The sequence below is a fragment of the Polyangiaceae bacterium genome (genome assembly GCA_016715885.1).
Taxonomy (GTDB): domain Bacteria; phylum Myxococcota_A; class Polyangia; order Polyangiales; family Polyangiaceae; genus Polyangium.
In genome coordinates this window covers 12,790-28,475 of sequence record JADJXL010000018.1, presented here as the reverse complement: position 1 = coordinate 28,475, position 15,686 = coordinate 12,790, and the positions used below count along the sequence as shown (strand labels likewise).

The 15,686-nt window shown below is 58.8% G+C and carries 9 protein-coding genes; 5 read left to right on the top strand and 4 right to left on the bottom strand.

What is annotated here, in order from left to right:
- Window positions 1-543: 543 nt before the first annotated feature.
- From IPM54_21315 to IPM54_21305, 3 genes are all read right to left on the bottom strand, one after another.
- Window positions 544-1,422, bottom strand: a complete 879-nt coding sequence (locus IPM54_21315) for a hypothetical protein (protein ID MBK9262330.1) — start codon at window positions 1,420-1,422, stop codon at window positions 544-546.
- A gap of 86 nt (window positions 1,423-1,508) precedes the next feature.
- A complete protein-coding gene (locus IPM54_21310; protein MBK9262329.1) occupies window positions 1,509-2,210 on the bottom strand; it encodes a hypothetical protein in 702 nt (233 codons plus the stop codon).
- Entirely contained in the window at window positions 2,210-4,030 is a 1,821-nt protein-coding gene (locus IPM54_21305; GenBank protein MBK9262328.1) for a hypothetical protein, read from the bottom strand. Before IPM54_21305 ends, IPM54_21310 begins: the two co-directional genes overlap by 1 nt.
- A 211-nt stretch (window positions 4,031-4,241) precedes the next feature.
- Between IPM54_21305 and IPM54_21300 the strand changes: the two genes are divergently transcribed.
- From IPM54_21300 to IPM54_21285, 4 genes are all read left to right on the top strand, one after another.
- On the top strand, window positions 4,242-7,316 hold the full coding sequence (locus IPM54_21300) for a type I restriction endonuclease subunit R (protein ID MBK9262327.1): 3,075 nt from the start codon (window positions 4,242-4,244) through the stop codon (window positions 7,314-7,316).
- A 67-nt stretch (window positions 7,317-7,383) separates the two neighbouring features.
- The gene (locus IPM54_21295; GenBank protein ID MBK9262326.1) at window positions 7,384-8,889 is read left to right on the top strand and encodes a hypothetical protein; all 1,506 of its coding nucleotides are present in this window, start codon (window positions 7,384-7,386) and stop codon (window positions 8,887-8,889) included.
- A 240-nt stretch (window positions 8,890-9,129) separates the two neighbouring features.
- Complete coding sequence (locus tag IPM54_21290) at window positions 9,130-10,422, top strand: ATP-binding protein (protein MBK9262325.1); 1,293 nt, start codon at window positions 9,130-9,132, stop codon at window positions 10,420-10,422.
- On the top strand, window positions 10,419-12,092 hold the full coding sequence (locus IPM54_21285) for a hypothetical protein (GenBank protein ID MBK9262324.1): 1,674 nt from the start codon (window positions 10,419-10,421) through the stop codon (window positions 12,090-12,092). Before IPM54_21290 ends, IPM54_21285 begins: the two co-directional genes overlap by 4 nt.
- A gap of 185 nt (window positions 12,093-12,277) precedes the next feature.
- Here IPM54_21285 and IPM54_21280 read toward each other — a convergent pair whose 3' ends face one another.
- Complete coding sequence (locus IPM54_21280; protein MBK9262323.1) at window positions 12,278-13,312, bottom strand: AraC family transcriptional regulator; 1,035 nt, start codon at window positions 13,310-13,312, stop codon at window positions 12,278-12,280.
- 513 nt (window positions 13,313-13,825) lie between these two features.
- On the opposite strand from IPM54_21280, the gene IPM54_21275 reads away from it, so the two are divergent.
- Entirely contained in the window at window positions 13,826-15,655 is a 1,830-nt protein-coding gene (locus IPM54_21275; protein MBK9262322.1) for an NAD(P)-binding domain-containing protein, read from the top strand.
- Window positions 15,656-15,686: the final 31 nt, after the last annotated feature.

Here is a 15,686-nt window from a genome sequence, read left to right as displayed (position 1 = left end):
CACCCACATTCCCGAATCACACGTCAGGTGATTGTACGGAAAAACAAAATGATCGACCGTCGATGCCGGAGCATGTGGATGATATTCGTAAATCCAGTCCGCTACCTTGGCGAATTCGAGCAACCGCTCGGGCTCGCGGTCCGTCACCGTTTCGCCCGTCGCCGTATTGGCCGCCCAATATTGCACACCCTCGGGAACGTCCGGCGTCCTTCGACAAACGTACGTGTATTTCGCTTGGCTTTGCGCCTTCAGGCGCCACTCGGTGACTTCAACCGCGCAACCCGATAGCGACGTCGCGATCGAAAGGCACAGCAACATCAATGTGAATTGAATCCATCGCCCCATGCTTCGATGGGAACAGGCCACGTACCGCAGGTCGAGCATTCAGGGCGTCGGGATCGTGCTCGACACGGGTAGCTGCACATGCTGCCCACCTGCTGTTTTTGCCGCCTCTTCGCGCGAAAGCTCGCCGTCTACTCGGGCGAGCGCTCGCGCTATGTGCGATGAGCCTTCGGAGTGCTCGCGTCAGTGTGCAACTGGTTTTCACGGTGCGGCAACGGCTTCGTGGAGCAACTTGAATTGCTTTGCGAGGGCGGGATTGGGCTCGGATGCGGCGAGCTTGGCAATTCTTTGTCTCGCCTCGGCTTGTCGCTCAGGCGTTATGCGTTCGATGAGCGGCGGTAAGACATGAATGAGCTCCCCAGCGTGCCATATACACGTGGGTACGGAATTCTCTTCGCACAATTCAATGAGCAGCACCGTTGCACGGACCATGTTTGGGGTTCCATCCTGCAGCTCGTCCAAGAGAAGCGCCGGACTTGGATTGCGCGCGGTTTTCTTCAGTAAGTCTTTGGGCAATTCATCGACGAGGTTCCACATTGCGATCACAGAATGCGAATCCTTCACGGAAAGCTCGAGTATTTCCCGCTGGAGTGCCCGGTTTGCGGAGAACGCTCTGGCATACACGGCCAACACGGACAGCATGCTCTCGTGAATGGCCATGAGACTCGCTCGCCGCAGATCCCAATCGATGTTTCGGTTCGCATAGACGAGCAAGTCTTCCCTCGACACGATGCGACGAAACACCGGCCCCGACTGTTTGCTGTTCAAACGTGGCAAATGTGCTGGGTTTTCCTCCGCGATCGCGACGAGCGCCGCCGCAGCGAGCTGGTAATCAATCGCGGTCCAGGGGTTTTGGATCGAGGGCATGCCACGGGCTTCGTATTCGGCGGGGGATAACGTGGGATCGCTATCCGCTTCTGCAGTGGCTGGCTCGCTCGGACGATCGACGGCGCTTTCGCTTGCAATGGCCGCCTTGGTCGAAGACGCAGCGGGGACTTCTGTCCGCGCGGCACTTCCACCGCAAGCAGCCAGGCCGAGAGAGAGGGCGACCAGGGAGACTCGTGCGCAGACGCGTGTCATGGCGGGCATCCGAGCACAAGGTGCACCGCGCGTCAATATTTCGTTTTACGGGACGATGGTTTTACCGAGGCTCCTTGGGCCGGCCCTCAGTTTGCCGCGCGCTGGTCGTCGGGTCCGTCGTGCCAGTCGGGTGGGCTCACGCCGTCGACCGACCATCGGTAGTACGGATCCCAAAACAACTCTTCTACCCGCGTGAGGTTCATGTTCGTCAGGCCGTGGTCATCACGCAGTTTTCTGACGCGATCGGTGACGACAATATCGCCTGACAAGCCCCATGGGCGGAAAATGTCTTCGCCCGTCCATGACTTCTCATCGATGGCGAACCCGCGGATGCTCAAGAGGAGACCACCGTATTTGCACTTGTTGCACTGGATAAGCTCCTCATGTTCGAGGCGGCTTCGTTCCAGATCCACTTGTGTACCAAACAATTGCGGCGCGACGTGGAAGTACGTGGCCGGTTTTTTTCCGAGGCGTGCCGGACGGATGCGGATGCGCTCGAGGGGCGAGAACACGAGCCCTCGAAGGTTCGCGCTTTCCCAAGCCTGCCGGAATCGGTCGGAGACGAGTAGGTTGTCCCCGGGGCCAAACGCGACATCACCAAGCTCCTTCCCATATGCCACGAGCTCGGCGCGGAAGGGTGGCAGCGTTGGGATCATTCCGACATATCCACCACACGCAGGACAGATTGGCGCCTCTCCCTCCTGCACAGGCTTCATCTCGTTGTACCGCGTTTCGTGGGGTGCTCCCACTTGCACTTTCAACACATAAAACTGCATCTTTCGCCCCATCAGAATCCGTTGGGAAAACGCGAACTGAGCTCCTTCTCCGTTCGGTAGAGGTTGCGGAGCCACGCCTCGAACTGTGCTGGGGTAGCTCGTCGCTCGAGCTTCAGCCAATCGATCACCCTGTCCTCCATCTGCCGATGCCACTTCTGGTACCCGCGGTGCGCTTGTTTGTCGAGTGCCTGCGTGACAAACCGGTCGTCGCGGTGCTTGTATACGTTCTTCAGATTTGGGTGCTTCTCGAGCTGAACGTGAATCCTCTTCGAGATGGCATGATGCATCTCGCCGGTGCACTTGACCCACGACGTCGTGTTCGGCCCGGTTTTGGTACCCCCCGGTCGCTTCTTCGGCGGTGTGGTCGTCGGTCCCGGCTTGCCCGCGGGAGCCGTGGTGGTAGGTTGCCCGGCCTTCGCCACTGGCGCTTGCGCCGGTTTCGCCGCGACTAGCGGCGGTGCAGCCGCTGGCTTCGGCGGCGCTTGCGTGGCCGGTTTCGGCTTGGGCTCCAGAAGCTTGACCTGTGACGGCGGAGGGGGAGCGTCCGGTGGAGCGCCTTCACTCAGCAATTGCCCAGCATTGCGCACGCCATTGGCAAGCGTCGCGCAGCCATTTGTGGCAATGGCAAACGACCCCGCGGCGATGGGCACGCCCACAATGGCCCCACCACCCGTGCTGCTCATTCCGGCACCAGCGCCCATTCCTGCACAACCGAGGGCGATCTGTCCGGTGCCTACGACAATCTCTCCACACGCACGCCCCACCTGCGCCCAATACGTGCCTTTCGGAAGCAGGCGCAGTTGAATCGCGACCTCGGCACCGGCCGAACCGAACGGCACGGCGCCACTCGCGCCACCAGAAACCAACCCACCGCCAAATTGCACGCGAGGATCTTCCAATGACAACGCGTCGTCCTGCGCGACCGGCTTTTGCACCACGAGCTTCGGCAATGGCAATATCTCGCGCGGCTGCGGCGGAATCACCTGCGGCTCCGCCAATTGCTCACCCGCCCACCTCAGAGCAGCAATGAGCAATTTTGTTTCAAGTTGCTGCAGTGGATCCCGATACGTTTGCCCCACATGTCGAGGATCCGGGCGGGCATTGTCTCGACACGACTGCGCCAAGATCGCCGCAAGCGTTGCTCGCAGCTCGGCCGGCATGAGCTCCGCGTCACGCTTGCACCGCGCTTTCCGATCCGCGCAATTCACCGCGAAATGCGAAAGCGACGGCCGTGGCAATGGCGATGCGTCCTTTGCATCCGGGAGCACGCGCGCTTGCTCGTCCTTCGGCAGCAACCGCTCGCTGCCGGGCAACACCGACGGCGCTCTCCGCGGCTGCTCCGGCCTTGCAGCAGGCTTTTGCGCTGAACGCGTTATCGGCTTGGGCAACGGTTTCGGACCATTCACCTTGCTCGGAGCCGGCTGCGGCTTCGGCGTAACCTTCTTCGGCGGTGGCGGCGGAGGTGGCGGTGGCGGTGGCGGAGGTGGCGGATCCGCGGCCGGTGGCGGCTGAACCGCGGGCGCAGGTACACAGCGCCGCGCGTCCTTGCGAATATCCTCGGGAAACCTGTCGAGGCTATCGGCGCCAAGCTTGGGATTGTGCTTGTAAACGACATAATGATCGACCGCCGAGTCCCAAGCCGAATTCGGGCCGGTCAACCTCCACCGATTCGGGTCTTTGACAATGACGAACGTGTCGTCATCCGGCCGCAAATAGTCCGGTCTCCAGCACACTTCGACGGGCGCCGGTGCGGCCCATGCGTTCGTTGCCAGCACCACGAGCACCATCACCGATACACAGATCGCCCAGAAAAGCCCAAGCCACCGCGCCATCGCAGCTCCCTCCACCCCGGTGCACCCAGGTACATGCACGCTACGGCGTGGAAATCCTGGAGGCCAAATAAGCAGCCAGCGTCGCTCCCTCGACAAGCGCCGCTACTCGGACAAGCGCCCTCGTTTCTCCTTGCTTTCCTCAGGTTCGGCCTTCTAACATGCCGAGGTTGAACCCTTCGCCCTTCGACCCTCGCCCCCGCCGCATACCACGATGCTCCCCTTCACCGAAGCCGTCGTCGAAGAAGCCTTGCTGCAATGGTTCGGATCGCTCGGATACGCCGTCCTCCACGGCCCGTCCATGGCCCCGGGCGAAGCGAATGCCGAACGCGAATCCTACGGCGACGTGGTGCTCGAAGGGCGCCTGCGCAGCGCTCTCGGGCGACTGAATCCCCACGCGTCGGCCGAAGCCATCGAAGAAGCCTTTCGCAAAGTCACCCGTATCTCGTCACCGCAGCTCGTCGATGCGAACCACGAGCTTCACGCGCATTTGATCAATGGCGTGAGCGTCGAATTCCTCCGCGCCGACGGGAGCATCGGATACGACCCGGTGCGGATCGTCGATTTCGATGACCCAAACGAAAATGATTGGCTGGTGGTCAATCAATTCACGGTGACCGAACAGGGGCACACGCGCCGCGCGGACGTGGTCGTCTTCGTCAATGGCCTGCCGCTCGCGGTGATCGAATTGAAACACCCGACGGCGGAAGATGCAGACATTCGCGCAGCCTTTCATCAATTGCAGACGTACAAGCACGAACTTCCATCGCTTTTCACCTACAATGCGTGCCTCGTCATTTCCGATGGACTCGTCGAAGCGCGCGTGGGGACGTTGTCATCGAACTTCGAGCGGTTTTCGCCGTGGCGGACGATCGAGGGGGAAGAGTTGGCGCCGGGCACGATTCCCAAACTGGAAGTGCTGGTGCGCGGGATTTTTGCAAAGCGAAGATGGCTGGACCTGATTCGATACTTCATCGTATTCGAAAGCGACGGCGATTCGGTCATCAAAAAAATTGCAAACTATCATCAATTCCACGCCGTCGGCCAGGCGATCGAAGCGACCCTGTTGGCATCGGGGCACGAGGGCGATCGGCGTATTGGGGTCGTGTGGCACACGCAAGGATCGGGCAAGAGCCTGACGATGGCATTTTATGCGGGGCGCGTCGTGCTGCACCCGGACATGCGGAACCCGACGATTGTGGTGCTGACCGATCGCAATGATTTGGACGAACAGCTCTTCGGGACGTTTTCACGTTGCCGCGAGCTGTTGCGGCAGCGACCGGAGCGAGCGCGAGACAGGCGGCATTTGCGCGAGCTGCTTTCGGTGGCCGCGGGTGGGGTGGTCTTCACGACGATACAAAAGTTCGTGCCGGAGACGAAAGGGGACACGGCTGCGACGTTATCGGATCGGTCGAACATCGTGGTGATTGCGGACGAAGCGCACCGGAGCCAATACGATTTCATCGACGGATTCGCTCGACACATGCGCGACGCGCTACCGAAGGCGTCGTTCATTGGATTCACGGGGACGCCCATCGAGACGACGGACAAGAACACGCGGGCGGTGTTTGGGGATTACATCAGCGTGTACGACATTCAGCGCGCGGTCGAGGACGGCGCTACGGTGCGGATTTATTATGAAAGCCGCTTGGCCAAATTGGAGCTCGACGAAAAAGAAAAGCCGCACCTCGACGAAGAATTCGACGAAGTGACGGAAGGCGAGGAGCTCGAAGGAAAAGAGAAGCTGAAGAGCAAATGGTCGGCATTGGAGGCGCTGGTGGGGACGGAGCGTCGGCTGTCGCTGATTGCGAAGGATTTGCTGGGGCATTTCGATGCGCGTCTCGAGGTGATGGACGGCAAGGCGATGGTGGTGTGCATGAGCCGGCGCATTTGCGTGGACTTGTACAAGGCGATCGTGGCATTGCGGCCAGAGTGGCACGATACGGACGACGAGAAGGGGGAGATCAAAATCGTCATGACGGGATCGGCCAAGGATCCGGCCGATTGGCAAACGCACATTCGGACGAAGCAGCGGCGCGAGGTATTGGCGAAACGATTCAAGGATGCGGGCGATCCGCTGAAAGTGGTCATCGTACGCGACATGTGGCTGACGGGGTTCGATGCGCCGTGTTTGCACACGATGTACGTGGACAAACCCATGCGGGGGCATGGGCTGATGCAAGCGATTGCGCGGGTGAATCGGGTGTTTCGCGACAAGCCAGGGGGGCTCGTGGTGGACTACTTGGGCTTGGCGGACCAATTGAAAGAGGCGCTGCGCACGTACACGGAGAGCGGGGGAAAAGGGCGGACGGCATTGGATCAAGCGGAAGCGGTGGCGCTGATGCTGGAGAAGTACGAAGTGGTTTGCCAGATTTTCGATGGATTCGATCGGAGCGGGTTCATGAAAGGCTCGGCGGCGCAGCGGCTGTCGCTGATGGCGGCGGCGCAAGAGCACGTGCTGAAACAAGAGAATGGCAAGGAGCGATTGATTCAGTTGGTGACGGAGTTGTCGGGGGCGTTCGCGCTTTCGGTGCCGCACGAGGAAGCGATTCGAATTCGGGATGACGTGGCATTTTTTCAGACGGTGCGCGCGGCGATTGCAAAAGAAATGGCAGGAAGCGGGCATAGAGCACCGGAAGATTTGGATCACGCGATTCGGCAGATCGTATCGAAGGCGATTGCATCGGACGAGGTGATCGACATCTTTGCGGCAGCGGGGCTGAAGAAGCCCGACATATCGATATTATCGGACGAATTTTTGGCTGACGTGCGGGGAATGCAGCACAAGAACTTGGCGGTGGAGCTATTGCGGAAGCTCTTGGCGGGGGAAGTGAAGGCGCGGTCGCGGCACAATTTGGTGCAAGCGCGGTCTTTTGCGGAGCTTTTGGAGAAGTCGCTTCGGCGTTATCAAAGCCGAGCGATCGAATCGGCGCAGGTGATCGAAGAGCTCATCGACTTGGCGAAGCAGATGCGCGAGGCGCAAAAGCGTGGTGAAAAGCTGGGGCTGAACCAGGAGGAGCTTGCATTTTACGATGCGCTCGAGGTGAACGACAGTGCAGTGAAAGTCTTGGGGGACGACGCGCTGCGGGAGATTGCGCGGGAATTGGTCGATGCGGTGCGCAAGAACGTGACGATCGACTGGACGGAAAAGGAATCGGTGCGGGCGAAGTTGCGGGTGCTGGTGAAGCGGATTCTGCGCAAACGGGGGTATCCGCCGGACAAGCAAGAGTCGGCGACGAATACGGTGCTAGCGCAGGCGGCGCTTTTATCCGAGTATTGGACTGGATGAAAAACGCTCTCGAGCGAACATGCGCGCCGAATGAACCAATATGCACGGACCCGACGAGCTGCGTTTCATGTTTCTGCGATGGTACGCGGCCCCCTTGGTCGGACGGATCTTCGCGTCGTTCGCCGAGGCGCAAAGCGTCGTGCTCGCCGTCGCCTCGTTCCCGACGGCGAACGGGCCACGCGTCGCCGTGCGGCTCGTGCCAACGCAGCACGAAAACCCGCCCTGGCCTCGAATGGCATTCCCACGCCACAATCCACTGCTGGCGCTGCCATTCGCGCGTCGGATCGAAACCATCCACCACGAGCTTTTCCCGGAGCGGGATCCCAGCTTCGGCGACGATCCGACGCTCGTCGCAACGTTCGGCGCATACTGCAAGCCGCATCGGCAATCGAGCGATCCGCTCGCCCTGGCATTCGTCCCCTATGCGATCTTTCGCCGACGTATGCCGGCCGAATGGGATAGCTTCAGGGTGGAGGAGGTTGGTCAGCCATTTCAACCCGACATCGAGGACCATTGGCGGACATATTGTGGGCTCGACGAACCGCCGATCGATCGGGCACGGCCGGCATCCGTTCTGCCGTACATCACACGACCGATTGCGCTCCACGCGCTCGGAGCTCGCGGGCGATTGTCTCGGCTTCGCCGTGGAGCACAAAACCTGATTGCGTCGTTTCATCATCATCGAAATGAAAAAACCGAGGACGCGCGCTTGGCATTTCTCCGTTCCATCGCGTTCTTACGCCTCGACCTCGACGCCCCGCGCGAACCTGTCGAGCCCCATGCGCGGATGGCAAACGCAGGTCCCATGCGCTGGGTGGCTTACGCGTCTCCGCTGGATTCGTATTGGCGCCCTTCCTCGAATAGCTCCGGTCGCACATTCGAGCACGAATTGCGGGCCGATCTTGCTATCTATTTGAAGACGTTCGCGGTGCCTCTGGCGCGTATTGCATTGGAACGGCTCGAAGGGGCGCGGAGCGTGGTTCTTTTCGATTGGGTGGAGCCGGACGGGCAAAACGACATTTCATATGTCTCGTGCTGGCTTTCGGATGTCTCCGATAGGCCGGGGACCTGGCCCATGACAATGGAGGGCTGGCTCGAGCTGCCAAAGGAAAAGCTCGCGGCATTCTTCGGTCGCGGCGCGGCGGGCTCGGCGTCCGTTTTGGAGGCATTGCGCGGCCGGTTTTTCTTGGACGAGGGGTTTCATTCATTGTACGACGACGACCCCGATTCGCCACCGTGGGGCGTGCTCTTCGCGGTGCTTCGCCGTGTTCCGCGCACCACGACGACCAGCGATCCGCAAGCGTTCGATATCGAAGTCGACGTGCACATCGAAAGCATGCGGGCGGGGAGCGTCGAAAGCATGGCAGCGCTGCCTTCCGAGGACGAGCTATGCGAGGCGCTTGGGACGCTCGTCGAAGAGTCGCATTGGCGTGACGCGGCGCGGGGGCTCGTGACGGCGGCGGAGAGCCTCGCGGCGGGCGAGGAAGAGGCCGAGCAGGCGTGGGAACGTGCCGCTTCCGTGATTCGATGGCACGAGCGGCATGGGCCGGCCGAGGAACCGCGTTGGAGGTGAAAGGTTCAGATCGGCGGAGCAATAGTTTGTCGGGGGAGCTATTCCCGCTGGGTTGTGGGCGACGGCGAAGCCGTGAGGCGGGGGCGACCGAAGCCTCGAGCGACGACTTGCGAAGTACCAACGGAGCCGTTGGCAACAAATTTGTTGGGACGGCTTGGCAGCCTTGCGGGGGTGGGCTACTGTTCCCAACGAACTTGTTGGCAACAGATTCGTTGGCAGCGCAGCGTGGGTCGTAAGGACATGAAAAAGCTCAAGAAAGAAGTGGGAAACTGGGTCGCTGGTGAAGAGCGTTTCTGGGATCGCGAGACGGAGATCCCGCACCTCATCGAACTGCTCGAAAACGGTGCTCATGTGCTCCTCGTTGCTCCTCGGCGCGTGGGCAAGACCAGTCTCATGCGAGAAGTCGCGCGACGTATCGAGGGTCGTTTCACATGCTTGTTCATCGACTTGCAGAAGGCACAAACTCCAGCGGATGCAATGGCGGAGCTCGCTTTTGCCACGCGTCCCCACCAGGGTCTCTTCGCACGTACGCGCGAAGCTTTCAAGAATACGCTGTCGAACGTCGAATCGCTTGGAAATGATGAATTGATGATCAAGCTGCGCGACGGGTTTTCTTCGTCTTGGCAAGCCCGTGCAAAGCGCCTCTTGGATGACCTTGCTCTCGCGGAAAAACCCGTCGTCATTTTTATGGATGAGCTGCCGATTCTGGTCAATCGACTGCTTCGAAACGCGGATGGTCGAAGGACACCGGAGAACATTTGCGAAGCCGATATGTTCATGTCGTTTCTTCGATCGCAATCAGCGGAACATCAGGGAAAACTTAGGTTTGTCGTCGCGGGTTCCATTGGACTCCAGCCCATTTTGCGCGCGGCGGGGCTCAGTGCCACCGTCAATAACTTCACTCCATTCGCGCTCGAGCCGTGGGATAACTATACTGCGATTGGATGCATCGAAGCTTTGGCCAACGATTCGAAGGTGAAGCTGGCCGAAGGCGTTCCGCAAAAAATGGTTGCTTTGCTCGGATCGTGTGTTCCTCATCATGTGCAGATGTTCTTCATGCATTTGTATGCCGATGCGCGTCGGAACGGAATGGAGCCCAACATCACGGTGGACGATGTCGAGCGTGTTTTTCAGAAAAGCATGCTCAGCAGCCGAGGGCATTCGGAGCTGAGTCATTTCGAGGAGCGCTTGTCGGCAGTGTTGTCACCCGACGATTTGCCGTTGGCGTTCGATTTGCTCACCGAAGCGGCCGTTTCCGGAAAACTCACCGACGCAGCGATAGCGATTTTGGTCCAAGACGACACGGAACCACCTCCACGTCCCATGGGCTTTGTGCCTTCCGCTCCAACAGCCGCCATGACCCGAGAACAGCGCGAGCGCGTGCGGGATTTATTGGACATTTTCGAACACGACGGATACTTGGAACGTGACGATGACGGCTATGTCTTCGTTTCTCGCCTCGTTTGTGAATGGTGGAAAGCGCGACATAAACTTGGTTACGTTCCGGTGAGCGAGCGGCGGAGGTCGCGATGAACATCCGCATCATGAAAAACAACCCCGCATTTCTCGAGCGGGATGAATTGATTCGCGGGTGCGTCGTTCGGCACGCGGATCTGAGCTTGTTGATCGAGCGTCTTCACGAGCATGGCGACGGTCCATGTCAACACATTCTGGTCATTGGGCCGCGAGGGATGGGAAAAACGACGCTCGTCTTGCGCGTCGTGGCGGACGTGGAGTGCGACCCGACGCTTGCAAAAAAGTGGTATCCTATCGTTTTCAGCGAAGAAAGTTATGAAGTGGCAACGGCGGCCGAACTGTGGCTCGAAGCGGTCGGGCATCTCGGGCGCCAAACCGGTGACCAACGATGGTTGTCCGCATATCGTGACTTGAAAAGCGAACGTGATGAACGGCGCCTGTACGAAAGAGCATTGGGCCGTCTGATGGATTTTGCTGACGAACAGGGAAAGAAACTTTTGCTCGTCGTCGAAAACCTCAATATGATTCTTGGCGAGCAACTCAGCGCCGACGATGGGTGGACCTTGCGGCACACGCTCCAAAATGAGCCGCGCATCATGCTGCTCGCAACGGCGACGAGCCGCTTTGACGAAATCGACAACGCCGACAAAGCGATGTACGATCTCTTTTGGACTTTTGATCTCGCACCGCTCAACAAAGACGAATGCCGAACCGTATGGCGGTCGTTGACCGGGCACGAGCTTTCGGGGGATAGAATTCGCCCAGTGGAGATCTTGACGGGAGGCAGTCCACGGCTTGTGTCGATTTTGGCCTCGTTCGCGTCAGAAATGTCATTACGCGAGCTCATGGGAAATCTGGCGCATCTCGTGGATGAACACACGAGTTATTTCAAAAGCAACCTCGAGAGTCTACCTGTTGCGGAGCGCAAGGCCTACGTCACCTTGGCGGATTTATGGAGCCCCTCAACGGCCCGTGAAGTCGCAGAAGCGGCTCGTATCGACGTCAACAAAGCAAGTGCGTTGCTTCATCGATTGATGCAGCGTGGGGCCGTCGGTGAAGTAAGCAAAGAGGGACGCACGATTCGGTATCAAGTGACCGAGCGGCTTTACAACATTTACCATTTGATGCGCAAACACGGCGGTGAGGAAAGCCGCGTGCATGCCGTCGTGGAATTCATGATTGGGTTTTACGAACAGGACGACATCGTCGATGTCGTGCGAACGATTGCCGACGAAGCATGCGATACGGATCCCGAAGCACGACGGGACCATTTTTTCGTCTACGGCGGCATCTTGAAGCGGCTGGGGGATGATGCTCGGGCGAGGAAAATCCTGGCCGCGACGAATCCTCGGTTTTTCCAAATCGAAGATGCGCCGGAATTCATCAAGGAATTGCCGAAGAAGCATGCAGACTTGACGTCGACGACTGCCGAGCAAGTTGCAACGCAGGAAGAGGTTCGGCAGCTTCTCGTTTTCGCTGCTGCCACGGGCCAAGTTGCCGAGGCCATCGCGGTGTTGTCGGCAAGTCCTGCCGCGGCACGATTCGAACCGTTGCTCACCGCGCTGCAATTGCTCAATGGGCAAGCGCCCAATGCGCCGCACGAGGTCCTCGAAGTGGCCAAGGACATCGTCAAGCGGGTTGAGAAGCTTCGAGCATCGTTGGCACCAGCGACCACGCCGGCAAAGAAGTCGCGCGCGCCCAAAAAGACGAAGGGCTCCTCAGCCTGATCGCCCCTCCGCACGAAATCAACCCTGTTGCGCCGATAAGGCGCCCTTTGCCGCGTGCTGTACGTCGATCATCGCCCACCCGCGCACCGGCGGCGCTCGTCCACCCAAAGGCACGTCCACCGCATACATCACACGACGGTTGGACTGAAACCGCGCCGAACATCACGACGTACGGTGCCCTCGATTTACAGTATTCGACGCCTCCTGCGCCATTCTGTCGGCGTGCAACCAAACCATCGCCGAAATGCTCGAAAAAACGGGCTTGGCTCGATGAACCCAACGAGCCCTGCAATCTCATACGATGATACCTTCGGATCGATCAGATGCTGCAGCGTCAAATCTTTGCGCACTCCATCGACCACGCTCTCGAAGCTCGTCCCCTCCGCTTCCAGCCGCCGCTGCAGCGTACGTGTCGACATGCCCATGCTGCGCGCCACCGCCGATAATTTGGGTACGTCGAGGTGCATCGCTTGCATCAATCGTTGTCGCACGGCGGCGCCCGTCTGACGCAAGTCTGCGGTAGGGTCGACTTGCGCAAGAACCAATTCGAGCGCTCGGCGGTATATGGTATGGTTCGTTTGCAATAGCGGCGTATCGAGCGTTTCATTGGCAAAGATCATTTCGTCGGCTTGCATTCCGAACTCCACCGGCACTCCGAAAAATTCCTCGTGCTCCGACCGATCACCCGCAGGTTCATGTCGAAACGAAACGCGAATGGGCTTGATCGGCTTACCCGTCAGATGTCGGCCAAGGGCAAGTGATATGGCCAAAGGAGCCTCGTGCCTGCCTGTCATGGCATGAAACTCCGGATGGCTTCGGACCGTCGAATGGGTTTCCACCGTCAACCGTATCCCCTCGGGCACAGTCGACATGCGGCGCACACAGACATTGCTGGTCAAATGTTGAAAACGGTGAAAGTCGCTCAACGCTTGCTCGAGTGTCGCTCCATGCTGCATGACGTGCCCGAGCAAACCATATCGTTTGGGCACAAAGTGCTTGGCGAGCTGCAATCCACCATTGAACCTCGGCCGATGTGCCATGATCAAGCGCCCGAGGTGAATGTGTTTCTCGAAAGGCACGAGAAAATCTGGGTCTTCGAACATTCCCACATCCAACTCCGCGCGCTCGAGCATGTCACTCGGCTCGAGCCCGAAGCGCATGCCGCCAACGAGAAAGCCCTGGGTAATCGAAGCCATGACGAAGGGCATTTTCGCAGTCATCTGCAAATTATGCATAGAACGAGACGTTACGTCACATCATTTTGTGACTCCGAATTTGTTAGCTCATTCACGCTCAAACGCGCACCACTCTCGTTGCCGAGGGGTTGGAGCGGAGGGTCACAATCACTTGCAGCTTGCCGAGCCGCCAAGGGTAACGCTGCACTTTGGCGCATTCCGTCACTGCCATTTTCCTCCTCACGTTCCATATCCTTCCTCTCGAGCAGGGAGGGTCATCGCGAACCGCTGCGAATAAAGGCTTCTGCACGAGCGAGGCGCGAGCATAGGGCTGCTGTTGCATATACTCGTCATGCTTGAAGCGAGATTGGCGCCAAAAGTCACAACGTTGACGTTCTGGGTCACTGCGCGCTCGTTCTCATTCTTGTATTGGTAAATCGGGCATGAGCGACGTGACATTGGTCACGACTGACGGCGATCACCGCAATGCCATGGTGCGCGGTGTTCGACGATACGATTTCCAAACGGGACGCGAACATGCAGCAAAGGGGTACGAGCATGAAGATCGGGGTCATTGGAGCGGGGCCGTCGGGGCTGACGACCATCAAGCAATTGCGCGATGAAGAGCACGACGTCGTTTGTTTCGAAAAGAACGCCGATATCGGGGGCATTTGGTATCGACACGAAAACGACGGCGATGAAATGAAGGTCTTCGACGAGATGCAGTTGACCATCTCGATGAAGCTGATGTCCTTTTCGGATTTCCTCTACGAAGACCGCGTCTTCGTGGACCGCCGAGGATACTTTCAATACCTGCAGGACTATGCGGCCAAGTACGACCTGCGAAAGTCGATCAAGCTGAATACCGGGGTGGATGCGGTGCAGAAGGTCGGCAATCAATGGCGCGTCGCGGTCACGTCGAATGGGCACCAAGAAAGCCATCTTTTCGATGCCCTCGCGATATGCAGCGGCCCATTCCGGACACCTTCGATGAAGGTCGATCACGTGGGCAAGTTCAGGGGCGAGATCATTCATTCATCCCGATATCGCAACAATGAACGATTCCGTGGCAAGCGGGTGCTCGTCGTCGGCCTGGCCGAATCGGGGGCCGATATCGTTCGGCAAATCTCGGACGTGTCGGCAGAATGCACGCTCCTCGTTCGGCAGCATAGCTTTCTGCTTCCCCGTTTGTTCAGCGGACGTTTCTCGACCGATAGCTACACGGTGCGCGCGCATCATTACGAGATGTGGGTACGCGCGACCGAGACACCATTCAACATGCAATGCATCTTCGAAGATGAAACGATGCAGAGAGCCGACTTCATCGAGGCGACGCGGCGCTACGGAATGAAGGAGGTCATGAGTCAGGTCGCCAATTCCTTCGATCTCCAGCACCTGGCCGTGAGCTTGGCGACGGTCGATCCGGTGGCCGCTGTTTCCGGTGCGGTATCGAAGGCGATTTTCGCGCAGCCGCCCTTCGAGAACAACGAGATCAATCCGCGCAACAATTTGGGGCAAGCGCTTTATCCGCTGAAGGTCGACATGTTCGCCGAAGCGACCAAAGAGACGATCGACTACATCAATGAATGGAACCGCAAGGCGCACAAGGGACAAGGGTCCTACGCGCCGCGCGTCATCTTGTGCAAGAACGTGACGTTCGTGCCGAACATCCTGAATGGGAAGATTCAGGTCAACGAGACAGGCATTCGCGACATCAAGGGCCATACCGTTTACTTCAACGACAATACGATCCGGGAATACGATTGCGTCGTGCTTTGCACCGGATTCGAGCACGATTTTTCGCTGCTACGCGGGGTCGACATTCCGAACAACGACGTGCGCAACCTTTACAAGCACGCGTTTCATCCCGATCACGACGGAACGCTGGCGCTCATTGGATACGTCCGGCCCTATAGCGGCGGCATACCCATTTGCGCCGAAATGCAGGCGCGATACTTTGCCCAGCTCTGCAGCCAAAAGTTCGCGCTACCGAAGAACGTTCGAGAGCGCATTCACGATGACAAGGTTTGGGAAGAGCGGTGGACGAACCTGAGCCCGAGGGCCAAGGAAGCGATTCCGTCGCAGATCTTCTTCATGGACTCGATGGCCAAAGAGATCGGGTGTCTGCCGACGTGCAAGGCGCTCGCGGACGATCCCGAATTGATGATGAAGCTGTGGTTCTACACCTTCAATCAATCCTGTTATCGGCTCATGGGGCCGCATAGCAGCCCGGAAAAGGCGCGCGAATCCATCATGAAGGAGGGGCTCCCGGGAGGCAAACCGGCGAGCATGTTTTTCTTCATGGCGAGCTCGCTCTTGCCCCACTTCGCGCACCCACCGAACCAAGATCTCATCATGACGCCAGACGGCGGCGCCGCCCCATTTTGATGACTGAGAGAATCGAAAGGGTGAGGAAATC

Excerpts from the sequence above, each read along its gene's own strand:
- IPM54_21315 (MBK9262330.1), bottom strand. The coding sequence starts at position 1,422 with ATGACACGCGTCTGCGCACGAGTCTCCCTGGTCGCCCTCTCTCTCGGC.
- IPM54_21310 (MBK9262329.1), bottom strand. The coding sequence starts at position 2,210 with ATGGGGCGAAAGATGCAGTTTTATGTGTTGAAAGTGCAAGTGGGAGCA.
- IPM54_21305 (MBK9262328.1), bottom strand. The coding sequence starts at position 4,030 with ATGGCGCGGTGGCTTGGGCTTTTCTGGGCGATCTGTGTATCGGTGATG.
- IPM54_21300 (MBK9262327.1), top strand. The coding sequence starts at position 4,242 with ATGCTCCCCTTCACCGAAGCCGTCGTCGAAGAAGCCTTGCTGCAATGG.
- IPM54_21295 (MBK9262326.1), top strand. The coding sequence starts at position 7,384 with ATGTTTCTGCGATGGTACGCGGCCCCCTTGGTCGGACGGATCTTCGCG.
- IPM54_21290 (MBK9262325.1), top strand. The coding sequence starts at position 9,130 with ATGAAAAAGCTCAAGAAAGAAGTGGGAAACTGGGTCGCTGGTGAAGAG.
- IPM54_21285 (MBK9262324.1), top strand. The coding sequence starts at position 10,419 with ATGAACATCCGCATCATGAAAAACAACCCCGCATTTCTCGAGCGGGAT.
- IPM54_21280 (MBK9262323.1), bottom strand. The coding sequence starts at position 13,312 with ATGACTGCGAAAATGCCCTTCGTCATGGCTTCGATTACCCAGGGCTTT.
- IPM54_21275 (MBK9262322.1), top strand. The coding sequence starts at position 13,826 with ATGAAGATCGGGGTCATTGGAGCGGGGCCGTCGGGGCTGACGACCATC.